23 protein-coding genes and 4 tRNA genes are annotated in these 24,123 nt (G+C 41.9%); 12 read left to right on the plus strand and 15 right to left on the minus strand.

Annotated features, from left to right (window positions below; all coding sequences use genetic code 11):
• The first annotated feature begins 45 nt into the window (after positions 1 to 45).
• The 3 genes from ACE01U_RS15365 (at position 46) to ACE01U_RS15375 (ending at position 2,567) form a co-directional block, all read left to right on the plus strand.
• Positions 46 to 621 (plus strand): xanthine phosphoribosyltransferase, encoded by a 576-nt coding sequence (locus ACE01U_RS15365; protein WP_086208925.1) that lies wholly within the window; start codon positions 46 to 48, stop codon positions 619 to 621.
• A gap of 279 nt (positions 622 to 900) precedes the next feature.
• A complete protein-coding gene (locus ACE01U_RS15370; RefSeq protein ID WP_086208926.1) occupies positions 901 to 1,953 on the plus strand; it encodes a sensor domain-containing diguanylate cyclase in 1,053 nt (350 codons plus the stop codon).
• Between the two features lie 239 nt (positions 1,954 to 2,192).
• Positions 2,193 to 2,567, plus strand: coding sequence for a hypothetical protein (locus ACE01U_RS15375; RefSeq protein ID WP_086208927.1), 375 nt, complete (start codon positions 2,193 to 2,195; stop codon positions 2,565 to 2,567).
• A gap of 42 nt (positions 2,568 to 2,609) precedes the next feature.
• Here the strand turns inward: ACE01U_RS15375 and wrbA are convergent, their stop codons facing one another.
• Positions 2,610 to 3,203: an NAD(P)H:quinone oxidoreductase gene (wrbA, locus tag ACE01U_RS15380; RefSeq protein ID WP_395579870.1), complete on the minus strand. Its 594-nt coding sequence runs from the start codon at positions 3,201 to 3,203 to the stop codon at positions 2,610 to 2,612.
• Between the two features lie 114 nt (positions 3,204 to 3,317).
• Here wrbA and ACE01U_RS15385 point away from each other — a divergent pair, with 114 nt between their 5' ends.
• Entirely contained in the window at positions 3,318 to 4,568 is a 1,251-nt protein-coding gene (locus tag ACE01U_RS15385) for a YihY family inner membrane protein (RefSeq protein ID WP_395579871.1), read from the plus strand.
• A 94-nt stretch (positions 4,569 to 4,662) separates the two neighbouring features.
• Here ACE01U_RS15385 and ACE01U_RS15390 read toward each other — a convergent pair whose 3' ends face one another.
• Positions 4,663 to 5,598 carry a DMT family transporter gene (locus ACE01U_RS15390; RefSeq protein ID WP_110974097.1) on the minus strand — a complete coding sequence of 312 codons (936 nt, stop codon included), beginning with the start codon at positions 5,596 to 5,598 and terminating at the stop codon, positions 4,663 to 4,665.
• Between the two features lie 104 nt (positions 5,599 to 5,702).
• On the opposite strand from ACE01U_RS15390, the gene ACE01U_RS15395 reads away from it, so the two are divergent.
• Complete coding sequence (locus ACE01U_RS15395; protein WP_086208930.1) at positions 5,703 to 6,515, plus strand: AraC family transcriptional regulator; 813 nt, start codon at positions 5,703 to 5,705, stop codon at positions 6,513 to 6,515.
• Between the two features lie 49 nt (positions 6,516 to 6,564).
• On the opposite strand, the gene ACE01U_RS15400 is transcribed toward ACE01U_RS15395, so the two are convergent.
• The 6 genes from ACE01U_RS15400 to ACE01U_RS15425 all read right to left on the minus strand — a co-directional run bounded on the left by ACE01U_RS15400 (position 6,565) and on the right by ACE01U_RS15425 (position 8,694).
• Positions 6,565 to 7,209, minus strand: coding sequence for a fumarylacetoacetate hydrolase family protein (locus ACE01U_RS15400; RefSeq protein WP_119064808.1), 645 nt, complete (start codon positions 7,207 to 7,209; stop codon positions 6,565 to 6,567).
• 50 nt (positions 7,210 to 7,259) lie between these two features.
• Entirely contained in the window at positions 7,260 to 7,757 is a 498-nt protein-coding gene (locus ACE01U_RS15405) for a YcxB family protein (RefSeq protein ID WP_395579872.1), read from the minus strand.
• 280 nt (positions 7,758 to 8,037) lie between these two features.
• A tRNA-Arg gene (locus tag ACE01U_RS15410) sits at positions 8,038 to 8,114 on the minus strand.
• A 274-nt stretch (positions 8,115 to 8,388) separates the two neighbouring features.
• A tRNA-Arg gene (locus tag ACE01U_RS15415) sits at positions 8,389 to 8,465 on the minus strand.
• Positions 8,466 to 8,513: 48 nt separating this feature from the next.
• A tRNA-Arg gene (locus ACE01U_RS15420) sits at positions 8,514 to 8,590 on the minus strand.
• Between the two features lie 14 nt (positions 8,591 to 8,604).
• Positions 8,605 to 8,694, minus strand: a tRNA-Ser gene (locus ACE01U_RS15425).
• A 264-nt stretch (positions 8,695 to 8,958) separates the two neighbouring features.
• Between ACE01U_RS15425 and rnr the strand changes: the two genes are divergently transcribed.
• From rnr to ACE01U_RS15455, 6 genes are all read left to right on the plus strand, one after another.
• Positions 8,959 to 11,397: a ribonuclease R gene (gene rnr / locus ACE01U_RS15430; RefSeq protein WP_213033325.1), complete on the plus strand. Its 2,439-nt coding sequence runs from the start codon at positions 8,959 to 8,961 to the stop codon at positions 11,395 to 11,397.
• A 56-nt stretch (positions 11,398 to 11,453) separates the two neighbouring features.
• Positions 11,454 to 12,335, plus strand: a complete 882-nt coding sequence (locus ACE01U_RS15435) for a VanW family protein (RefSeq protein ID WP_395579873.1) — start codon at positions 11,454 to 11,456, stop codon at positions 12,333 to 12,335.
• Positions 12,336 to 12,387: 52 nt separating this feature from the next.
• A complete protein-coding gene (locus tag ACE01U_RS15440) occupies positions 12,388 to 14,430 on the plus strand; it encodes a M3 family metallopeptidase (protein WP_395579882.1) in 2,043 nt (680 codons plus the stop codon).
• Positions 14,431 to 14,476: 46 nt separating this feature from the next.
• Complete coding sequence (locus tag ACE01U_RS15445) at positions 14,477 to 14,695, plus strand: YheV family putative zinc ribbon protein (RefSeq protein ID WP_086208936.1); 219 nt, start codon at positions 14,477 to 14,479, stop codon at positions 14,693 to 14,695.
• A gap of 13 nt (positions 14,696 to 14,708) precedes the next feature.
• Complete coding sequence (locus ACE01U_RS15450) at positions 14,709 to 15,128, plus strand: hypothetical protein (protein ID WP_086208937.1); 420 nt, start codon at positions 14,709 to 14,711, stop codon at positions 15,126 to 15,128.
• Between the two features lie 61 nt (positions 15,129 to 15,189).
• On the plus strand, positions 15,190 to 16,065 hold the full coding sequence (locus ACE01U_RS15455) for a DMT family transporter (RefSeq protein WP_395579874.1): 876 nt from the start codon (positions 15,190 to 15,192) through the stop codon (positions 16,063 to 16,065).
• 75 nt (positions 16,066 to 16,140) lie between these two features.
• On the opposite strand, the gene ACE01U_RS15460 is transcribed toward ACE01U_RS15455, so the two are convergent.
• From ACE01U_RS15460 to ACE01U_RS15480, 5 genes are all read right to left on the minus strand, one after another.
• Positions 16,141 to 18,423, minus strand: a complete 2,283-nt coding sequence (locus tag ACE01U_RS15460; RefSeq protein WP_395579875.1) for a TRAP transporter large permease subunit — start codon at positions 18,421 to 18,423, stop codon at positions 16,141 to 16,143.
• A 182-nt stretch (positions 18,424 to 18,605) separates the two neighbouring features.
• Positions 18,606 to 19,178 (minus strand): rhombosortase, encoded by a 573-nt coding sequence (gene rrtA, locus ACE01U_RS15465; RefSeq protein ID WP_086208940.1) that lies wholly within the window; start codon positions 19,176 to 19,178, stop codon positions 18,606 to 18,608.
• A 71-nt stretch (positions 19,179 to 19,249) separates the two neighbouring features.
• Positions 19,250 to 20,287 carry a hypothetical protein gene (locus ACE01U_RS15470; protein WP_395579876.1) on the minus strand — a complete coding sequence of 346 codons (1,038 nt, stop codon included), beginning with the start codon at positions 20,285 to 20,287 and terminating at the stop codon, positions 19,250 to 19,252.
• A gap of 520 nt (positions 20,288 to 20,807) precedes the next feature.
• Positions 20,808 to 21,194 (minus strand): hypothetical protein, encoded by a 387-nt coding sequence (locus ACE01U_RS15475; RefSeq protein ID WP_395579877.1) that lies wholly within the window; start codon positions 21,192 to 21,194, stop codon positions 20,808 to 20,810.
• A 5-nt stretch (positions 21,195 to 21,199) separates the two neighbouring features.
• Positions 21,200 to 21,457, minus strand: a complete 258-nt coding sequence (locus ACE01U_RS15480; protein ID WP_086208943.1) for an FAD assembly factor SdhE — start codon at positions 21,455 to 21,457, stop codon at positions 21,200 to 21,202.
• Between the two features lie 192 nt (positions 21,458 to 21,649).
• Here ACE01U_RS15480 and ACE01U_RS15485 point away from each other — a divergent pair, with 192 nt between their 5' ends.
• Entirely contained in the window at positions 21,650 to 22,822 is a 1,173-nt protein-coding gene (locus ACE01U_RS15485) for an acyl-CoA dehydrogenase family protein (RefSeq protein ID WP_395579878.1), read from the plus strand.
• A gap of 34 nt (positions 22,823 to 22,856) precedes the next feature.
• Here ACE01U_RS15485 and ACE01U_RS15490 read toward each other — a convergent pair whose 3' ends face one another.
• On the minus strand, positions 22,857 to 23,648 hold the full coding sequence (locus ACE01U_RS15490) for an alpha/beta fold hydrolase (RefSeq protein ID WP_395579879.1): 792 nt from the start codon (positions 23,646 to 23,648) through the stop codon (positions 22,857 to 22,859).
• A 129-nt stretch (positions 23,649 to 23,777) separates the two neighbouring features.
• Positions 23,778 to 24,123, minus strand: a 346-nt coding sequence (locus ACE01U_RS15495; RefSeq protein WP_395579880.1) for a transposase, incomplete at its 5' end; no start/stop codon positions are given.

Below are 24,123 nucleotides of genomic sequence, written 5' to 3' on the forward strand. Positions count from 1 at the left end.
ATACGCATTTGCTTGAAAAAGCACCTGCCCTTAGAGGATTCTCCCGTGTACGCACTAGAACAGAAAATCTTAAGCGAAGGTATCGTTCTATCTGATGAAGTTCTGAAAGTTGATGCTTTCTTAAACCACCAAATTGATCCAGTGATGATGCAATTGATCGGCAAAGAATTTGCTCGCCGTTTCAAAGATGCTGGCATCACAAAAATCATCACGATTGAAGCATCAGGGATTGCACCTGCAATCATGACAGGTTTAGAACTAGGCGTATCTGTTATTTTTGCGCGGAAATACCAATCTTTAACCTTAAAAGATGAGCTTTATCGTTCAAAGGTATTTTCATTTACCAAGCAAACAGAAAGCACCATTGCCATTTCAAATAAACACATCAGCTCATTAGACAAAGTACTTGTGATTGATGACTTTCTGGCCAATGGTCAGGCTGCACTTGGTCTAATAGATCTAATTCATCAAGCCAAAGCAGAAGTCGTGGGTGTAGGTATTGTGATTGAAAAATCATTTCAGCCTGGTCGCGATATTTTGCTTGAAAAGGGATATCGCATCGAATCTCTAGCTCGAGTTAAGTCACTAGCAAAAGGCACTGTAGAATTTGTACGAGACTAATCACAGCACCCTCCATAAAAAAAGAGCATTTTAAAATGCTCTTTTTTTATGACATTCATGACCCGCAGGTCATCCACACACAAGCGCCATATTTGCGCGGTAGATTACTTTTAATTTAAAGTAAAAAATATATCGTCTTTTATCAATTTAATTACATTTTTAAGTTGGAGAAACATGATTTATATAGCATGATCAAATTTAAATGGTCATAACCACTTTCTAAGACTAAAAATAAACAGCGATTAAACGAAATACTTTTTTATTGAGAAAGCCACACAAATGATAAAGAAGAAAGAAACGAGTGAACGATCGTTTGATCCAAATCAATTATCAGGATTTGATGGAGCTCACTCCATTCAACTTCCCGTCGACTTTATTCACGACCTAAGTAAAGCCAGCTCTTTACAGGTAGTATTAGATACAATTGCCTACTGGATTTCATACGTTTTCGATGCAGATCGGGCCAGCATCACCCTGCAAGATACTGAAGATTATCTCAAGCTATACTCAATTTCGGGCAATCATGCAATTCCGATGGATTTTAAAATTCCAATTGGACAAACTTTTGTAGGCCGAGTTTTTGCTGAGTCACAACTGATCATTTGCGATGACTTAAGCCTGTCGGATGAACTCGACTGTCAAATGCTTTCTGAACACGGTATGGGTAGCTGTATGGATGCCCCAATGATTCATAATGATATTTGTATTGGTACACTCAATGTGGCCGATGTGCGTAAACATCATTACACCCTACAGCAAGCCATCCTGTTACAAACCCTTGCAAAATGGTTAGCGTTAAACATCAAACTACATTTACAAGTTCAAGAGATGGCTATTTTAGCCTCTACCGATGAACTGACAGGCACTTTTAACCGAAGAGTATTTGTACAAGAAAGCCATCAAACCATGCTGCATTTTAGCAAATCCCGCGTACCGTTTAGCATTGGCATTTTAGATATTGATCACTTTAAACAGCTAAATGATTGCTATGGGCATACTGCAGGTGACTATGTGCTCAAAAAAATGGTGAAAAAAATACGAAGCATACTGCGTGATGAAGACTTTTTAGCCCGTATTGGTGGCGAAGAGTTTGCCATTATTCTACCTGCCTGCTTAGGTGATGAGGCTATGCGAATCTTTCGACGGATTTGTTCAACCATCGAAGCGATGGAAGTCAGTTATGAACAGGAAATACTATGTTTTACAGTTAGCATAGGCGTTGCAGAGGTCGGCAAACAAGATACCGATGCCGAAGATGTATTTAAACGAGCAGATAAAGCCCTCTACTGTGCAAAAGAAGCGGGACGAAATCGGATTCACTTTGCCAACTAAGTTAAGCCATGAACTTGAATACCGAGAACAATGGAGTAAGACTCTACAGAAACAGCGTAGATATTCCCAGAAAATTACAAGTCTAATAAATATTCTCAACTCAAATTCAGCTAGTATTTACTCTAGATTCAGATGTTTAGAAATCTTAGATCTGAGGTAACACGGTTGTCATGCGTCATGAACACCATAATCAGGCTATATATTTTAAGTACAGCTAGCCCTTATAGGTCAAATAAGCTATGGAAAAAACAATTCTCTGCCCAAAGTGTGGCTCAAGTGATATCGAAAAAAGAAATCATGAGCAACAACTGACAAAAATTGGAGGCGTATTGCTCAGTTCAGCAGGTGCAACCGCAGGTACTGTTGGGGGAGCAGCATCTGGAGCCTCTATAGGCGCAGCGATCGGTGCAGCGGCTGGGCCTTTAGGAGTCATTATGGGCGGTACCATTGGCACCTTCGTCGGTGCAGTCAGTATTGGGGTCACAGGTGGTTTTTTAGGACATCGCTTTGGTAAAAAAGCAGGTGTGATTGTCGATAAAAATGTGTTTCTCGACTATAAATGCCTAAACTGTGGTGCCAAATTTAAAGAACAACACCTAACACCAATTGAATAATAAAAAAGCCCATCATTCATGGACTTTTTCATGTCGCAATCACTAGGCTTGCAATTTCTTTACAACTTCGCCAAGACGTTTTCCTTGTGTTTCGCACAACACTTTTTCATCTTGGCTTAAACTCTGGTCATGCCGAGGACCACTGACATGACTCGCCCCATAAGGCGTCCCGCCTGTTTTTGTATTCGACAGTGCTGGAACAGCATTGTTTAAACCAAGAATCATCATGCCATGATGAAATAACGGGGGAAGCATGGTCAACAAGGTGCTTTCTTGCCCACCATGCATCGAACCTGATGAGGTAAATACACAAGCAGGCTTGCCATGCAAAGCACCATTGAGCCAAAGACTGGTGGTTTGATCGAGAAAATATTTCATTTCAGACGCCATATTGCCAAAACGCGTGGGGGAGCCTAGTGCCAAACCTGCACAGTTTTCCAAATCCTCTACGCTACAATAAATATCACCATCGGCAGGAATACTGGCTTCTGCTTCTTTCACCACAGTTGAAATATTTGGAACAGTTCGAATTTTTACAGCTATACCACTCGCCTCAATTCCATTTGCAATCAAATGCGCCATTTCACGGGTACTGCCATATTTGCTGTAATATAAAACTAAAACATAGGTTTGCATGAATAGAGTTCGGTGACAGAAAAAATAAAACTATACGGTATTTTTTCTATTTTTTGGTTAAGCTTAGAGTGAAAAATGTAGAAAAGATGAAGAAAACAAAGAGATACTTTGCCTATGTTAGAACAGTACTTAAAAAAACTTCCTTTCTATAAGAAAACTTGGTTTCAGTTCGTCTTATTTGTAGTACGGCGCTTTGAGGCCGACCGTTGTCGTGAACAAGCAGGTTCACTGACCTACACTACCTTGTTTGCGGTCGTACCAATGCTGACAGTTTTCTTGGTCATCATCTCGTCCATCAAAGCACTGGAACCTGCACGTCAGCAATTACAGCAATTGATTTATAGTAATTTTTTACCTAAAACCACCATTGCTTTTGATAAGGCTCTCAATGCTTTTACCGATAAATCGAGTAATTTGACCATTATCGGAATCTTATTTCTCTTCGTCACAACGGTCATGATGCTGACCAGTATTGAAACTGTCTTTAACCGAATTTGGCGAGTGCGCGAAACCCGCGGTGGCATTATTGGCTTTATGCGCTACTGGACCATTATTTCTTTAGGACCAATTCTCCTCGGTAGTGCCTTTGTTATTTCTTCTACTGTCGCCTCTTTAAATGTCTTAAGCAATAATTTTGCAGGCTATGAGTTAGATGGTGCTTTTATATTTTGGTTAATTTCATTCGCCTTAACGGTACTTGGTTTTTTTATTTTAAATTGGACCATTCCAAACCGAAGTGTGCCGATTAAATCGGCTCTCATTGCTGGTTTATTTAGTGCTATTGTCTTTGAATTACTGAAACATTTGTTCGGTTTTATTATGTCGAACTTTACCAGTTATGAAATTATTTATGGTGCGTTTGCCGCAATTCCCATTTTCCTGCTGTGGATTTTTCTATCATGGAATATCGTCCTGATTGGGGTTGAAATTAGTTATGCACTTACTGCATTTACCTCTCATAAAGAACAAAAGCGCCATCCTGTTATTATGTTGATGGATTTACTGGAACTATTTTATAAAAAGCAACAACAAGGCTTAAGTGTTTCAGACGATGAAGCGCTTGATATCTTGGGGCGAGATGAATTGGGTCGCTGGCCAAGTTACGTCCTCATGCTTGAAACACAGAATTTAGTTAAACGTACTGATGACAATCAATATGTTCTTGTACGCAATCTGTCTCACGTTGATTTTTGGAGTTTTTATAGCAGGCTTCCCTATCCACTGCCACAGCGTCAGGACTTAGGCAATATACATCCTGACGATGTCTGGATGCAAAAAATTGGTCCTGCCTTGGTGGAGTCAGATGATTACTTGGCTGCAAAACTCGCCATTCCACTTTCCAAAATTTTTGATGATAAATCCTAATAAAACCGTGTCTTATCTCTTCTATATAGATAAGACACGGTTTTTATACATCACAGGTAAAGCCTAACCTTAGTCCAAAACATACATGATTTTTTTACTGCAAAGCCGCTTTAAAGGCCTGTAAGTATTGTTTAATCTTGTGATGTAGACTCACCACCATTACCCCCATCAAGACAAAACCCGTACCCAATAAGAAATTCAGCTCCAACTGTTCTTTTAAGAACATCACCCCAAAGCACATCCCAAAAATCGGGGTTAGAAAAGAAAATACGCCCAACTGTGAAGCCAAATACTTTCTTAATAGCCAAAACCAAATCAGATAACTACCAAATGACACCACCACGGTATGAAACAGTAAACTACTGATCGACAGTGCGGACCAGTGAATGGTGGCCTGCCCCATAAAGAAAGAAAGCGGCAAGAGCAATAAAAATGCGATAAACAACTGATAAAACAAGGTCTGTGTCGCAGGTGCTTCAGCCAATTTGGTCAGCCGAACAGCGATCGTGGTGGCTGCCCATAAAATCCCTGCTAAAAGTGCCAAGACATCCCCCCATAAAGCCGATGTGACTAAAGCTTGAGAATCAGAAGGATGAAATAAAAAGGCAATTACAATTCCAAAAAATGCCAATCCAATTCCTAACCACTGTATGACCGACAAACGCTCAGACGGCAGTTTCCAGTGTAAACCCAGTGCCACAAAAATAGGGGCGGTATACAATAAAACCACGGTATGCGAAGCAGAGGTAAAACGTAAAGCCTGTGCCACTAAAAAAAATTCGGCTGCAAATAATACCCCCACCAAAATGCCTGCAGGCAAATAATCACTCCCCCATAATGAAGCCCCCTTTGCTAGCTTAATCATAGGATAAACCATCAATGCAGATAGACCTGATCGAAGCGCAATTTGCATCACTGTAGAAATATCAGGGGCTGCAAGTTTTAACACCACTTGTTGTAAGCCCCATAACACGCAAAGCCCCAGCATAATACCTGAGGCTTTTCCGTCTAGCGCCTGACGACTGCTCACGATCTGCTCCACTAAAAAAGATGAACCCATACTATAAATTTGTCTGAAATAAAACATATAATCTAAAACAGACAAGAGATCTTCTTATTCAGGCAATTTCAGCCATGCCCTACAAACAACAAAAAAACAGTGCACCACTCAAACAACTACCGACCAATGATCATATTGATAAATTATTGTGGATTCATTTTCGCGATGATCCCGCTCAGTCGGTTTATCCCGTACATGGACATGCATGGGGTGAATTTGTCTATGCATTTAATGGAGTCATGGAAGTCCATATTAATCAAGTTGACTATCTCACTCCACCGCCATACGGAATTTGGCTACCACCCCATGTCGCACATAGCGGTTTAAACCGTACCGATGTTTCTCACGGTACGCTCTATATCCATGAAAGCTTATGCAGCCACTTACCACAGCAAGCCGGTATTATGCTGAGCTCACCTTTAGTCACCGCACTCTTTAAACATTTAAAACAGTACCACTTGGCAGATGATTCAGCTGAGCATTTACGCTTACTTTATGTCTTGCTTGACCAACTACACCATGCAGAATTGGTGAGTAGTTATTTACCACACTCCGAACATCCTGTGCTCAAGAGTATTTTAGATTTTTTACATTTACACCCTGCCGACAACAGCGCTTTGCAACAACTGGCAGTTCAGCACAATATGACTGAACGCACACTTGCGCGTTATAGCCAAAAAGAACTCGGCATGTCTTTGAATGAATGGCGGCAGCGCTTAAAAGTCATGAAAGCCATGAGCATGCTAACCGAAGGGAAAAAAGTGGAAAGTATTGCATTAGATTTGGGCTATGCCAATGCATCGGCCTTTATCAACATGTTTAAGCGCTGGATGGTGTATACACCCGATCAATTTCGAAAACTGTATCATAGCCACCAACAACGCTAAAAAAAGACCACCGTGGTGATCTTTTTTAAGATATTGCAGTTAAAACCAATTAGGCTTTGACAAAAGTCGTCCATGTATAATCTTGAGATTTACCGTTCAAAGTCATTTGTAACTGTTCACCCGGCTGCAATGCTGCAACCCCTGCTGGTGTGCCCGTCATAACCACATCGCCTGCTTCCAAAGTGAAGACTTGGCTAATATCAGCCAACAAGGTACCAATATCAAAAATTAGATGTGCCGTATTACCTGCTTGACGCAGCTCATTATTGACATGAAAGGTATAGTGCACATCATTCCAATCTTGTACCACATCGGAAACAGCAACCCAATCTGCCAGTACACACGAACCATCAAAGGCTTTAGCACGCTCCCACGGCTGACCTTTGCCTTTCAAATCATCTTGCAAATCACGTAAGGTTAAGTCTAAGCCTAAGGTCACTGCACCTACCACTTGAATGGCCTTGAGAGGGTCAGCTTCTTGAGTTAAACGTTGATCTATACGTAAAACCAGTTCACATTCATAGTGACAACTGCCCCACGCAGGATTCCAAGAAATACCCGCATCTAAACTGAGCAGACTACTTGGTGGTTTGATAAATAAAACGGGACGATCAGGAATCGCATTGCCTAATTCTTTGGCATGGTCTGCATAACTACGACCGACACAGACAATTTTAGATGGACGTGTACTCATGATCTTCCTCTTGCTTGGCGAATAATTTTATCGTGTTACTGTCAATACGCTTATTTTTTAAAGGTATTCTCAAACTTCGTTTGATCTGCACTCTCTATGAGTGCGCGCTTAGGCACAATCACCACAGTACGGTTTTTCAGCTCTAACATATAAGTTAACTTGCCGATGGCAAATTTCTGTACTTCATTATAATGGACCACCTGCTTGCGGCCATTGGCATAAATTTCCGCATAATCTTGATATAAATCTATGCCCTGCTCACTTTTACCAAACTGATATTTCACAAACTGACGCTTAAACATCATTGGAAGAAACCAATAACGCATGAGAATTTGTAAAACCAAGAAGAATACACCCAATGCCACATAATAACGCCCGACACCTGTAAAGCCGAGCATAAAGCCCCACACAATAATCCCGATACTAATCAGAGGTGTAATAAAGCGCGTAATTTGCTTTTTACCAAAGGTCGCTAAAGCAAAACCATTTTGCGACTCTTCTAAAGTGAGAAAATAACGTGTCGATAATGCAGGTTTGTTCTCTGACATAAGGCTAGATCAAATTACTAAAAATATTGATCTCAATACTACAACACTATTTGGCATTTTCTTAGGACTTTCATACACGCAGCTGAATGAGCTGGTTGTACACATGCAGTACGCGGTTAACTCTAAAAAAGAATCTGAATGAATATAAAAAGCGCCAATACGCACACGTACAATAGAGAAAATGTAGCGAAATGAAACCTATGTTTTGCATATCAAAGTGAACAAAAACAATAGGCACAAAAAAACCGCAATTAAGCGGTTTTTTCAATATTGATCAAGTTGGTGCGCTCAGAGAGATTCGAACTCCCGACCCCTTAGTTCGTAGCCAAGTGCTCTATCCAGCTGAGCTATGAGCGCGACGTCTTGATGGGGTGCATTATACGTGAATCCTATTTTTTGTTAAGTCTCATTTCCATAAAAGTCGATCAACCGCCCACTTATTAAGCACAGAAGGTACGAGATGCTGTATAAATCAACAAATTGAGGTTCCATAGCAGAATAGATAGGCAATCATGCAAGACTAAAGCTTTATTGATATCAAATCTTTCTTGATGAATCACTTTCTCAAGCAAAGCATTTCACTTTTTACAGACACAAAAAAACCGCAACATGTGCGGTTGATTGTTCAAGTTGGTGCGCTCAGAGAGATTCGAACTCCCGACCCCTTAGTTCGTAGCCAAGTGCTCTATCCAGCTGAGCTATGAGCGCATTACTTGTGTGCCAATTCAGGCGTTACGTTACATACAGTTTACTTATTGGTGCGCTCAGAGAGATTCGAACTCCCGACCCCTTAGTTCGTAGCCAAGTGCTCTATCCAGCTGAGCTATGAGCGCGACATAAGTAAAGTTGGCGGTGAGAGAGGGATTCGAACCCTCGGTACAGTTACCCGTACGCATCCTTAGCAGGGATGTGGTTTCAGCCACTCACCCATCTCACCGTAACGTGCCGCCATAATACAAACTTCATGCTAGCACTGCAAGCACAGACGCTGCCTTTTTTGCATATTTTCGTTCAATTAAATACTTTTTAAACAATTTAGTGCTGATTCATCACAATTTCTTCTTTTCAACGCATCGCTGTGCTGAATAAAACAGCAAATATCCTAAATTGCCGACATAAAACACAATATTGCAATCATTTGCGTGCAGTCTGTCTTCGCATGACTTATGCTAATCCTATCTACTGAGATACAGCCAAAGACATTATGAAAAATTGGGTCGATCCTGAAGCAAAAGCTGAAGCTGAACGTTATGACAATCCTATTCCGAGTCGCACGCTCATTTTAGAAACCATCGAAGAAAAAAAGACGGCGCTTTCACATGCGGATCTGGTTGAGATTTTTGAAATTGCAGATCAAAAAAGTATTGATGCGCTCAGCCACCGCCTGATTGCAATGGTTCGTGATGGCCAACTCATGAAAGATGGTTTCAAGTTCCTTCTTGCGGAAGAACAACCTGAACATGAAGCCACGGTCTACATTAATAGTAAAGGCTTTGGTACGGCGAATATCACAGGGCATGAAGACCTTCTTCTCCCTGAGCGTGAACTTCGTCAAGTCTTTAATGGTGATCGTGTTAAAGTGCGCCAAACCTCAGTAGATCGTAAAGGTAAAGCTTGGGGCTTTATTACCGAGGTAGTGCAACACCGTGTGAAGCAAATCATTGGTAAAGTGTCGATACATGACGGTGAATACTTTATTCAGCCAGCAAACCCCAATGCGCACCAACCAATTACCTTAGAAAAAGAGTTAATCGAACACGCACAAGTCAAAGTGGGCGATTCGGTTCGTGTGGCAATTGATGACTACCCAACCAAAGAAGAGCTCGCCACTGGTCATATTGTACAATCTATGGCGGATAAGGCAGACACCGAAATCATCATCCCACAAACCATTTTAGAGTTTGGTCTGCCGTATGAGTTTCCTGAAGAGGTACTTAAAGAAGCAGAAAGTTTTAAAGAGCCATCGGCGCAAGACCGTGAAGGTCGTATTGACCTACGTGATTTAGCCTTAGTCACTATTGATGGTGAAGATGCACGCGACTTCGATGATGCTGTTTATGCAGAAAAACGTCCAGGTGGAGGTTATCGTGTCGTGGTAGCCATTGCGGACGTCAGCCATTATGTCCGTTCGGGCAAACCGTTGGATGATGAAGCCCAGGAACGCGGTACATCGGTGTATTTCCCGCACTTTGTTTTACCTATGTTACCTGAAGCCCTGTCGAATGGCTTATGTTCACTCAATCCACATGTGGACCGTCTGTGTATGGTCTGTGATTTAAACCTGTCCCGTGCAGGTCGCGTCACCAAGTTTGAGTTCTATCCATCAGTCATGCATTCAAAGGCACGTTTAACCTATACCAACGTTGCTCAATACTTTGAAGGTGACAGCAGTGCCATCCCAGAAGACCGTGATGTGCGCAAATCCTTAAACACCCTGTTCCAACTTTATCAAGTCCTCAAAGGTTTACGTGCAGAACGTCATGCTATGGAATTTGAAACCGTTGAAACCTACATGACCTTTGATGAGCTAGGTGGGATTAAGGAAATTTTACCGCGTACGCGTAATGATGCTCACAAGCTGATTGAAGAATGTATGTTATTGGCAAACGTGGCCGCGGCTGAATATGCACTCGAACATGACGTGCCAATGCTATACCGTATTCATGAGCCACCTGAGTTCTCACGCATTCAAAAGGTACGTGACTTTGTCAAACTACTAGGTCTACCGTTCCCAGAACAGCCGACTCAGAAAGACTATCAGGCCGTAATTGATGCAACCAAAGACCGGATTGATGCGCCTAGTATCCATGCCGTGCTGTTACGTTCGATGATGCAAGCCTACTACGGTGCGAATAACGCAGGTCACTTTGGCTTGGCTTATGAAGCGTATACGCACTTCACTTCTCCAATTCGTCGTTACCCAGACTTGTTGTTACACCGTGCCATTAAAGCCAAGTTAAAACATAAACCTGCACCTCTTTCAGGGGCTGCTTTGGATGATGCGGGTCAACATTTCTCCGCAACTGAACGTCGTGCAGATGAAGCGTCCCGTTCTGTCACCACATGGTTGAAATGTCATTATATGCAGCAGCATTTGGGTGAAGAGTTTGTCGGCACCATTTCTGCCGTAGCAGAATTTGGTCTGTTTGTAACGCTCAAAGACTTATATGTTGACGGCATGATCCATGTCAGCCAACTGGGCGATGACTACTTTGTCTATGACCAACCAAGTCAGAGCTTGATTGGGCAGGCACGCGGTCAAAGCTTTAGTTTGGGCGATGAAGTAAAAATCAAAGTTGCAGCAGTGAATTTAGAAGATCGAAAAATTGATTTTGAATTATTGCAACAACTCTCACATGGTGGTCGGCCCATACGAAGTCGAGCACCCCGTGTTGGCAAAGCCAAAACAGCACGAAGCGAAAGTAAAGAAGAAGTCTTTAGCGAGTCGACAAACGCCTCTCCCAGTAACAGCGGAGACCAGCCCATACGACGCAAAAAAGATAAATCCCAACCTAGCTCCTACAGCAAAAAGCCTGGTAAAAAATCTTCATCAAAGTCTGAAACAAAGGTTAAAGATAAAGTGAAGAAAAAGTCGAAACCTAAAAAGAAAAAATCCAACGCAAAAGCGAAAACTGAGTAAATGATGTAAAAGGTGCTAGGGCTTCATGTTCTAGCACCTTTTTTCATAGGACCAACATGAATTTTTTGCGTTTATTTTTAAGCAAACCCATCAGCCAATATCATCCCCTACTTTATTTCATGGCTACACGTAGCCGACGTATGATGCGCTATTTGCAGTGGAAAACAGATGGGAAAGACTATGCACATTCATTTTCTAACGTCCCTTTGGCTTTTCGCGTCAAAAAGCATCAGTCCGTTCTGATTCGTAAATTAGGCGACAGTGATCAACACTGGCAACACAATAAAGTCATCAATCTCAAAATTGCCAGTCCATGTATTTCTGGGATTTTAGTCCATCCACAACAAACGTTTTCTTTTTGTCAGTTGGTGGGACAACCAACAACTCAAAAAGGCTATGTCGAGGGAATGGAACTCAGCTTTGGGCAGGCTCGTGGTGGTATTGGTGGTGGTATTTGCCAAATTGCCAACCTCATCCACTGGCTTGTCTTGCATAGCCCGTTACAAGTGGTACAACGTTCACAGCATTCCTTTGACCCTTTTCCAGATCATGGTCGAGTGCTCCCTTTTGGGAGCGGCGCTGCAATTTTTTATAACTATATTGATTATCAATTTTACAACCCCACTCCGCATAGCTTTCAAATTCGGCTTTGGTTTAGTGAGAAATGCCTAGAAGGTGAACTGCGCTGTTCCGCCGATTTAGGCTATGTCTACCATGTGTTTGAACAACAGCATGCTTTTCTTAAAATCGGGACGGATTACTATCGTCAAAACGAAATATGGCGACACCGTAAAGAAAAATATAAAAGTGGTGAAATCTTAACAACCGAATGTATGACCCGTAACTTTGCCAAAGTGCTTTATCAGCCCTCACACATTGACCTGCACTATGCATCATGGACTGAATTTCAAACGGCGCAGAACATCAAAACCAATTAAAACTTGATTTCCCACGGCATCACCCTTACATCTAGTGATATCTGAACATTTAATTTGGCTTAAACGCATGACATTAGAAAAAGCAACCTTGCCTGTTCCACAGTTTGATCAAATCACCTTAGTACAACTCCAACAACAGATTGAACAAGCCATTCAACAGGGGCAAAGTTTTTTAAAAGACCTGAGTGAAGTCCCTGAATCGATTCAGGCACAGCTTGCGGTCTTAGAACAAGTCGATACTCTAGAAAACAATATGAGCGAAACGTGGGGCGTACTGTCTCACCTCAATGCCGTGATGAACAATACTGAAACCCGCGAGCTCTATCAGTCTTTATTACCTGCATTAAGTGAGTACTATACCGAACTGGGTCAGCACACCGTACTGTATCAAACCTATCAGCACATTCATGATGCTGCACAATTTGATCACCTCTCAGAAGCCCAACAAAGTGCGATTAAACTTGCACTGCGCGACTTTAAACTGTCGGGCGTAGCTTTAGAAGGTGAAGCCAAAAAACGTTATGCAGAGATCTCAGCTCGCTTATCACAACTGTCATCGGACTTTTCTAACCATGTTTTGGATGCAACACAAGCCTACTTCAAACCATTAACGGAAGATGAACTGGCAGGCCTCCCCCAAAGCAGTGTTGAACTTTTAAAACAATATGGTCAACAACGCGAACTTGATCAACCCGTTGCCACTTTAGACTTTCCGTCGTATTTGGCGATTATGACCTACGCAGAAAACCGCCCTTTACGTGAAGAGTTGTATCGTGCTTACACTACACGTGCATCTGACCAGTCTGAACATGCTGAGTTTGATAATACCGCAGTGATGGAAGAGATTTTAAGCCTGCGTCAGGAAATGGCAGCACTGTTAGGTTTCAACAATTATGCCGAGCTTTCATTGGCCAGCAAAATGGCGCCAAATGTAGCCACAGTCGATCAATTCTTACGTGATTTGGCTGAACATTCACGTGCCCCTGCGCTCAAAGAAGTAGCTGAGCTAAAAGCGATTGCCGCTGAAGATGGCATTGAAGAGTTAAAACCGTGGGACAGCACGTATTATTCAGAAAAACTGAAAGTCCAACAGTTTAATTTATCTCAAGAAGCGCTCAAGCCTTACTTCCCTGCACCTAAAATTTTGCAGGGCTTATTTAGTATTGTGAACCGTCTTTATGGGATTCAAATTGTCGAGCGTGAAGCTCCCGTATGGCATCCGGATGCACGCTATTTTGAACTCGAAGATCAAGGCACTGTGGTTGGTGGATTCTATTTTGACCTTTATGCACGTCAGGGCAAACGTGGTGGCGCATGGATGAGTGGTTTCCGCTCTCGCACCCAAACAACCCAAGGCCTACAAAAACCGATTTGCTATATGGTGTGTAACTTTACCCCACCTGTCGGTAATCAAGCCGCACTATTGACTCATGATGAAGTCATTACCTTGTTCCATGAATTTGGACATGGTTTACATCATATGTTAACCGAAGTCGACAATATTGCAGTTGCGGGCACACATGGCGTAGCATGGGATGCAGTTGAACTACCAAGCCAATTCATGGAGTTTTGGGCATGGGACACCGAAAGCTTAGACTTACTCAGTGCTCATATTGATACCCAAGAAACCTTACCAGAAAGTCTATTGAAAGCCTTGCTGGATGCACGTTTCTTCCAGTCTGGCATGCAAAGTCTACGTCAAATTGAGTTTGCCCTGTTCGACCTCAGCATTCATAAAACAGTCCCTGCTTTAAAAGCGGATCAAATCCAAGCCACCTTAAATGAGATCCGTGCACAGTATGCTGTTTTAGAAACCACGACTTATAACCGCTTTCAACATAGTTTCAGCCATATTTTCGCAGGTGGCTATGCAGCGGGTTATTATTCTTATAAATGGGCGGAAGTTTTGGCCAGTGATGCCTTTGATCGTTTCGAAAATGAAGGAATTTTTAATACTGCCACTGGAAAAGAATTTCGCCAGTTTATTCTAGCAGTTGGCGGAAAAGATACTGCACTTGATGCATTTATCAATTTCCGTGGACGTGAGCCAAAAATAGATGCTTTACTTCGTCATCAAGGTTGGACGAACCGCTAAAAATGTGAGTAAACTAAGCGCCTAAATTGTTCAGAAGGTAAGTCTAATGACTCTTAAACGCCGTTTCATTGCAGGTGCAAAATGTCCTAAATGTCAGGCAATGGATCGTGTCGTTATGCTTACCTCGAATGACGATGAATGGATTGAATGTATCGACTGTGGTTATTCTGAGAACCGACCTACCCATGTAGACGAGCCTCAGATCCCAGCTACCCCAGACGAAGTTGGGGTCATTCAATTTAAACCGCGTCAATCCAAAGAATAAAAGGTCGAGTCGAATGTCACCCGTACAACACAACAATCCTAAATTGCTCTGGGGAATTACAGCAGGTCTGGTCGCAATCATTGCGATTTTTGCGCTGTATCAATGGATTTTTGCCTCACAAGAACCTGAAACACCCCCTCATCAAGCAGAATTGATTCAACCCACTGTGAAAGCCATTCCAGAAGTGCAAAATGCGGCATCAAAGGCAGCAGCAGAAAATACGGTAAAATTGGTTGAAGAGGATATTCTAACATCCCCTGTGCCTGAAAATTCATCTTTAGCCAAAGAAGAAGTAGCCAAACTGGACGACATTCAAACTCAACTCAAAGAACAAGAAACTACCTTGCAAGCGCAGCATAAAGATGCTGATGAATTAATGAAACTCAAAGAAGAACAAATTAAACTGTTAGAAGCCCAACTGGCAACACAGTAATCCCCCTTTGCACTTTTTAAATACGCTAGAATATCAACCGATACTCTAGTGTATTTTTATCATGTCTACTCAGACCACCTCATCTAGCGTGCTTAAAGCCATAGCCCTACTCATTATTTCAGCGCTGCTGTTTTCTTTGATGGGGGTGTGTATTCGCTATGCTTCACATACAGTGGATAATGCCAGCATTGTTTTTTTCAGAAACTTCGTGGGTTTATTTATTTTTTTACCGCTGATTTTACAGCGAGGACTGGGCTTTTTTAAAACAGAACGTTTGTGGATGCACACTTGGCGCTCCATGGTTGGGCTTGTCGCGATGTATGGTTTTTTCTACGCGATTGCTCACTTAAAACTGTCAAATGCCATGGTCTTTACTTATTCGTCTCCTATTTTTATTCCTTTGATTGCTTGGCTATTTTTAAAAGAAAAAATCACGCGCTCAATGCTGATTGCCGCGTTGATTGGGCTTTTAGGCGTCCTATGTGTGGCGAAACCTGATGCTGGCTTATGGAATCAGTTGTCCTTCATTGGCCTCAGTGCTAGTTTTTTAGCTGCCATGGCTTTTGTCACAGTACGTGCACTTACTGCAACCGAACCACCTGAGCGCATTGTCTTTTATTTCTGCTCTATTGGTACCCTGATTTCCATGATTCCCATGTTTTGGCATATTCGTCCTTACACATGGACAGAACTGAGTTTCCTGATTGGAGCGGGTCTACTTGCCAATGTCAGCCAACTGGTGATGTCTCATGCCTATCGACTGGCGCCAGCAGGTCAAATTGGGCCTGTAAACTATGTCGCAATTATTTTTGCAGGCCTCTGGGGTTATTTATTTTGGCGAGAAACTCCTGATTTTTATAGTTTGATTGGCTTTGCCCTGATTTTATTGGCAATTGTGGTTTGTAGCCCTCTGTTGCAAAGACGACTACGTCCCTAGCAAGCTCTCCAATAAATCCAAAGCATAAAAAAGCATCCGAAGATGCTTTTTTAATGTTCCAAGTTTATTTAAATCTTAGTGATACCAACCGAATAACTTAAAGAAGTAAGGCACATAGGCAATGATCAACATTGCTGGGAATAGTACAATTAAAGGCAAAATCCAGCGCTCATAACGATAATAGAAAGACAGATGACGAACCTCTGCATCGGCCTCATTCACCTCTGCATCACCTATAGATTGCCTTGCCAAGAGATGATTAAGTGCAACAGGTGGTGTCACATAGCCCAACTCAAAACCAATCAAGGTGATCATCCAGAAATGTACAGGATGAATACCATATTGATAGGCCACAGGGGCAACCGTCGCAGAAATCAAAATCACGGCGCCAAACGGATCCATAATCATCCCAACAAAGACCATCAATCCCACAATCAGAGTAATGACCAAGAATGTACTGCTAATATCGGTTGGGAAGAAACTCATCACCTCCGTACGTTCAAGCAATCCACCCACACTGACTGAAAGTGCCATTAAAATAACCAAAGCACCAATATGCCCAACCGTTTCACTGGTCGAGATATGCATCGACTTCCAAAAACCAACTTGGCGCAATACATCCATAGAGCTCGATTGAACCACGCCATGATTCACCACTTGTTCATCATCTGCTGCATTGCCATGTAGCCCTTCACGATATTCTGCATGAGCAACTTGTGCACCCGCTAAAGCAGGCTCATTATTGGAGTTATAATTTGCAGTCAGCGTTTCATCCCAGTGCCCAACTGCAGGCAGTGGCGCAGGTTGATGACGTAATTTATCAAATAACACGATCATCAATAAAATGACAGGCATCATCACTGGCGCTGTAAATTCATTCAGATCAGTGTCTAATAGATACTTATAGAACATCCAGATCAGAACAAAAATTGCTATATAAGGAACCACAGCAAGGAAAGCACGCCCTGATTTCGGTGCGGCCAAACTCGGTGATGCAATTCGGAATTTACTTTCAGCAAAGAACAAAGACACAACCAAGAATAAAGTTGAAGTCAGTAAGAACGTATAGACACCATATTGATAAAGCAGATCTGTAGTTACTTCTTTATTTAATGATGCTACGACAACAATCAATAAACACGGACGTAGCACAACACCTAGCGAACCAGACATTGCCGTTGCAGCTAGAGCAAACTGGCGACGACCACCCGCATTCCAGACTTCTTTATAAATAATCGCCCCTGCTGCAATCACAAAGATCCCTGAAGCACCTGTATATGCAGTCGGTAAAGCTGCAGCGATTAAAATCAACCATGTGAGTGTTTCAGGTGCCAAGTTCCATGGGCGTAAGATATTTAAAAACAGATCCACAACGCGTGTCTGTTTCAGTAACATACCCGCCCAAATGAACAGCGCTAAATTAAGAAAAATACTCGAGAACTCAACCAACTGACCAAGATAAATCCCTTGCCCCATTGGGTAGTCCATAAAGAAGATAAAAGCAACACCCGTGATCACCGCCATGTAGGCATATAAAGGCACACTCAGAAAAGCAAAACCAAGACGCCCACCTGCTTTAGCCTCTTTCGGTGGGCTAAACAACTGCCAAACACTGATCAATGTGAGTACTGAAAATAAAATCATCCACAGCCAATAGATCAGCTGGGTTTCGCCATTCATTGGCACACCCGAGTCTTTGACTGAGTTAAATTGACTAATGCTTGAGTAGGTTAATAACCCATTACCCAGTGTCATCAGTAGACTATAAACACGATAATCCAACTTGGTTGCAGGTCCACGTAAACCAATATGATGGATTTTTAATGTCGCGCTAATTGCAGCTAAGACCACCATAAAAATCAACAGAATGGCACGATTTTCTGTCCCAAATTTAAAAATACCGAAAAAGGTCGTTTCAAAATTACGATAGGCACGAATACTTGGATGTGCCTCCATGTGTAGCATGGCCTTATCGTAAAATTGATACTTTTCCTCACACTGTTGTACACCTGCCAAAATAGACGCACGCACATCCGCTTCTGAAGCAGTACCAAAAAAATCTGCAAACTCATCGGCAGCATTGGCTTGCATTTGAGTTTTGACCATTGCATCCACATTAGGGTGACGATTACATTCGGGTTTGGTCGGTTCAGCCCTTAAAAAAGAGTACTGCATGCCTGTGGCAGGGTCACCATATAGGCGCTCTCCCATACGGAGTAACTGACCATGAATCATTTCACCTGTACCTATTAATAGCGTAAGTAACAGTAAAATCAGAATTAAGAAAGTGGAAATCCACTCCGTCCATATATACTTCAGCAGATCGAGTCCTGATCTGCTCTGTCCATGATTCTGCATGTTGTTTCCTATTTTTATTTGCAGTTCTATTCGGCGTAATACGCTGTAGAACCTGTCGTTTTGTCGGCTTGAGCTTGTCCTTTCTCGATGCCTTTAGATTTTTGTTTTGTTTATCTTTGCATCAAATTTATATTTTTGAATATGACAATCTGGATTTTCTTTTTAGAATTTAGGTCAATAGATTACTCATCAAATAGATTCACCCCGATTAAATACATAGCTGCAATCACAATCCCCCAGATCACACCCAATAAATGTGCTTCGACTAAGACTGGACTCCCGATCAGTTCAGCCGTAGCACTCGCCCCAAGGGTATTTTCCCAAATCAATTTGCCTAAAATGAGAAACAACACCAAACTCGCAAACATCCGCTCTTTACGGTAAAGCAAATGGACGATGGCAATCGCAGTGAACATCCCATGCAATACACCTGACAGCCCAGCATAGGCTTCAATATCGGCCAAGAAATAATAAAAACTGAGACTAATTAATGGCGGTAAAATCAGCAATAACGCCACAAAATGCCAGACACGCACGCGTGGGAAAATAAAAGGCAGACACATAAATGCCAACATATTAAGGGCAAAATGAATCCATCCCACATGCACCCAGTGCGCAGTCCACAAACGCCAAACTTCAGGAAAAATATCCACACGCCAATAAATAAATTGATCTTTAAAAATCTGTAGGCATGCCGAAATTGATACGACGAACGCAATCAAAATGATTTTTCTATATAGAAATTGATCTTGCATCGCATGCCCTTATGCTGTGACTCATTTATTTATTGTTATTTTTTTGACTACATGGCTCAGTTTAAAATTGGTTAACTTTCATTAAACAGTTCATCCAACTCTGAACGATCTTCTTTTTCATCCCAGAAATGCGCCATACCACCATCACCTGTTCGTGTCCCTGTATGTTCAGTCCAATAACGATCAGAAATGCCTTGTACCATACTCGAAGCCATACTATCAATCAGCTTAAACTGTGGATTAGTCTGTTTTTCATCACTATGTGAAGCCGCATAACTTTTCAAGGCATCACGAATTTTCGCATCATCACCACTGGCTTGCGCTGCAATAGCATACATCGCATGGGCTAAACGCACCCCTTTTTGCTCGCCGATTTGCATCGATTGTTTTAAAGTCTGATATGGATCAGGCTTACCTTCACCCGCACCTGGTAACAAGGTCCAAATCACCGCACGTGTTGCATTCGGTGCACCCCAAAACTTTTCATTGTCTAGACACACCATGCCACGCTCGACAATAGCCGCAATGTCTTTTGGAACATTGACTGCACCACCTGAGTTAATATCATTGGTCATCGCTTGTAGACCGCTCAACATCCCTAGCATATATACAGTTTGATCCAAATCGCTGTTCATTTTTGGGCAACCTTCGCCCAGTTGCTTTTTATACTTTTTTTCCCAACGGTATTGGAACAATTGATAGCCTGTATATTGACGCTGTGCAGCAATAGCAGCCCAACGTTTTTGTTCAATACGCGCATCCTGTGCTTCAGAAACATTACCTGCTTTAGAGGCACGTAAATAACGAAGCTCAGACTCTAGCGCCTGATTCTCCGCACAAATACCTGAAGCCGAATAGAGTAAAACCGCAATACGTGTTGGGTCTGCGCCCATATCTTTGGTCGACATAATCGCAGGCGTCAAAGCATTGCCTGAATTGCAGACCATCTCTGCATCTTCCATAGCCAATATCGGCGGAACAATATGTTTTTCACTAAACCCAAGTGCAACATTAGCACCTGTTTTAACTACTTGTGAACAACCCGAAAATAATAAACTTGTAATCGCTACAACAGCCATACCTTGGCCTATTTTTTGGACTTGCGACATTTTCCTGTCCTCTATTTGTATAATTGTATGCGTCCGTGCTGACAAACATAGCAGAAGCAATTTCCGAAGAAAAGAGTATTTACTCTAAATCCGACTACTACTCTGCCATGAAATAAAAAGCGGAAAATTGACTTAAATGACACCCATATTTTTTTTCGGGCAAAAAAAAGTAGCATAGCGACGGTTCGGCACATGCTACTTATGAACTGAGAAGCCTAGCTAGGCTTTGTTTGGTGCAAATCGTTCCTTCAGCACAGTTCCTAATCGTCCTATAACAATCGCTAACACAATTGCTACCACTAGAAACATCCAAGTTGGAATCATCATAAGATTATCCTTGTTTGCTGTTGGTGATTTGAATGTACATTTTAAGAACAACAAACTATAAGAATGTTGTCTGACAATTTGAAAATAGCGTTAAATTTGTTCCGAACTGTCAGACAAAGAGAGATGAAATCAGTTTATATTTATTATTTTTCAATAGTTTGGTTAGAGTATAAAAGCTAATATTGTCCAACAATTACTGCATTTTGGTGAGTATTTTCAACGCTTTCCACTGTCTCAAGGATAACTGATCACACCAGACCAACATCGGTTTGGCACGGAAATGTTGAAAATAGATCACGATATACGCACGATGGTCGATAATATGACTGATCTGCACACGCTGCACATCGCTTTGCGTTTTATGCGACAAGGACCAATCTCGACCATCCAAATACTGTAATTGAAAGTGTTGCGGCCCTCGTAGAAAAAACAGATATAAGATAAAACCTGAGACCAAAGCAATCAGCCATAACCACAAAGGCAATAGCTGATAGAGTACAAACATTAAAATGGCATAAATTGACAACTGAAATACATAAGCTAAACGGCTAGGTTTCAGTTGAAAATGACGATTATCCATTACACTTATCCATGTACATAATGCTTTAACTTTTGAATCAAGGTTTTCATTTCAGGGTACGGTGGTTCAGACACTTCCATGAACCAGTCCAATAAATCTGGGTCTTCTTGTTCAACCAATGCTGCAAACATGGCCTTTTCCGCAGGATCCGCCTGAAGATAATAATTTTTCACATAAGGATCAAAGTACACATCAATTTCTTTTAAACCACGACGTGCACGGTAGATTACTTTACGCTCTTCCAAGCTCATTTCTTCAGTCATTACATTCCCCAGATGAATTACAACGGCTTAGTTTAACCGATCACACCTCCCTCGCCACTAGTTAAATGTCGCAATTTTTTCAACTGGCAAAACCCATCAAAAAATCAACCGCATTTGAGCATTCAGTCCATTGTCGCATGTCCTGCTTTTCACTAATCTTCTAGCAAAATAACAACATCAGGATGAGCTTCCATGCAATCAGGCGCGATTCGCCCGTTAACCAATATGCTGCCGCGTAATTTATTTAATGCTGAACATGAGGCATTTCGAGAAACTGTGCGAAAGTTTTATGCCAAAGAAGTTGTTCCCAATATTGAAAAATATGAACAACAACAACATGTCGATCGTGAGCTATGGAATAAAGCAGGCGCCATGGGACTACTGTGTGCCACCATGCCTGAAGCTTATGGTGGTTCGGGTGTAGACCGTTTATACAGTATGATTTTGATTGAAGAACAAGCCTATGCCATGGATTCCTCGACAGGGTTTTCACTACACTCTGACATTGTCGCGAACTATATCAATAACTTTGGCAGTGAAACACAAAAACACTATTGGTTAACGCGGATGGCTTCGGGTGAAACCGTCACAGCCATCGCGATGACTGAACCTGGCACAGGCTCAGACTTGCAAGCGGTACGAACAACGGCTGTTTTAGAGGGAGACGACTATATTATCAATGGCTCTAAAATCTTCATTACCAATGGCTATCTCTGCGATATGGCAATTGTGGTCTGCAAGACGGGTGACAGTGAGAAAGGTTCAGCCAATCTCTCATTAATCATCGTTGAAGCAGATCGTGTAGGTTTCAGTAAAGGCAAACCCCTCAATAAAATTGGAATGAAAGGACAAGACACCTGCGAATTATTTTTTGATCATGTCCGAGTCCCTAAAGAGAACCTGCTCGGTTTGGAAGGCATGGGCTTTATGATGTTAATGAAGGAATTGGCTTGGGAGCGCATGTTGGTGGCAATTATCTGCCAAGCTGGTGCAGAAGCAGCACTGGCACATACTGTTCAGTACACCAAAGAGCGTAAAGCCTTTGGAAAAAGTATCTCTAGCTTTCAAAATACCCGCTTTAAACTGGCAGAGTTGCGTACAGAAATTGACTTTTGCCGGGCTTATCTGGATCGTTGTATGCAATTACAACTCGAAGATAATTTGGGGGTTGACGCAGCAGCAGCAGCTAAATATAAAATTTCAGAGATGTTTTCTAAAGTTGTGGATGAATGTCTGCAACTACATGGCGGCTATGGCTATATGTTGGAATATCCAATTGCACGTGCCTATTTAGATAATCGCGCCAATCGTATTTACGCAGGTACCAATGAAATCATGAAAGAACTCATCTCACGTTCTCTTTAACTCAAATAGCCCATCTCTAGATGGGCTATTGTATTTATATATTTGCTTCAAGAAAGTCCGCAATCAACCCAACCACCAAATCGGGTTGCTCTTTATGCGGCATATGATGTAGACCTTCTAAAATGTGCAGCTCAGCCTGTCCAGACACCCCTTCAAAAATCTGCTGAGGTTGTGCCGTACTGCCGTATTCATCCAGTTCACCATGAATAACCAACGTCGGACAACAGACACCGCCAATTATCTCAGCCAGACTCCAATCCTGAAAAGCGGGGGCCAACCATGTTTCAGTCCATGCATCAAGCACCCACTGTGCTTTGTTCGGATGGTATTTGGCTAAACGCTCTATTTGCCCTGCTTGTTGAAAGCCTAGTTTTGCCTCTCGAATGCCTGCTAGAGTCAGCTCTTCAACGGTATACTGTGTAGAGATAGAAATTAAGGCGTGGCAACATTCTGGATAAATTGCTGCAATCACAATCGACATCCCACCTCCGACACTGTGCCCAAGGATAATAAAATCCTGTATCGAGAAATAATCCAAAACTGCTTTAAAGCACTGTGTGGCTTCCGTGGATACAAAACTATACGCCAGTGAAGTCGGATGAGCATCGGATAAACCAAAACCCAGTCGATCATAAGCATAAATCACACGGCCTGTTGCCCGAGCCAGCTGTGCAGGAAAATCCCGCCATAAGCTCACTGAGCCTAATGAATCATGCATTAAAATTATGGGTGCCAAAGATAGATCGCCCGAATCAGTTTGCCACTTTTTGGCGTGAATCCTATATTCTGTATATTGAATTTGATAGACTTCTTCTAAGATTTTCAACGCATTTCCTATTCTTTGTTTTCTTAGTGTTCAAAATCATCTAATAGTTCAAACCTGAAAGAAAGCCCCAAAAGAGAACTGCTCAAGTCATTAAAAAAGGAGCCTAAGCTCACTGCTGTCCCACAAATATCACAAGAAGAACCTCAACTGAGGTTCTTCTTGCTTATTCCACTTCTTATCAGGAAGAAATAGTGCCTTTAAGAGCTTCCTTTCAAATAAATTCACCTGAATAATTCTTAATAATCTTTGAACACTCCATCCCTCTTGAGCCATATGTTTCGCAAAACTCACAAGTAAATACGCAATTAAGGCAATCCATATTTGTGTTTGTATCGCATTGCGACTACGGCCTAAAAACGATTTCAATTTTAGGTTTTGCTTGATCGCTTTAAAAAATAGTTCTACCTTCCACCGATCTTTATAAATTGCAGCAATGGTAGATGCAGCTAAATGAAAGTTATTACTTAAAAACTCA

The organism is Acinetobacter halobius (assembly GCF_044130335.1).
In the GTDB taxonomy this organism is placed as follows: Bacteria; Pseudomonadota; Gammaproteobacteria; order Pseudomonadales; family Moraxellaceae; genus Acinetobacter.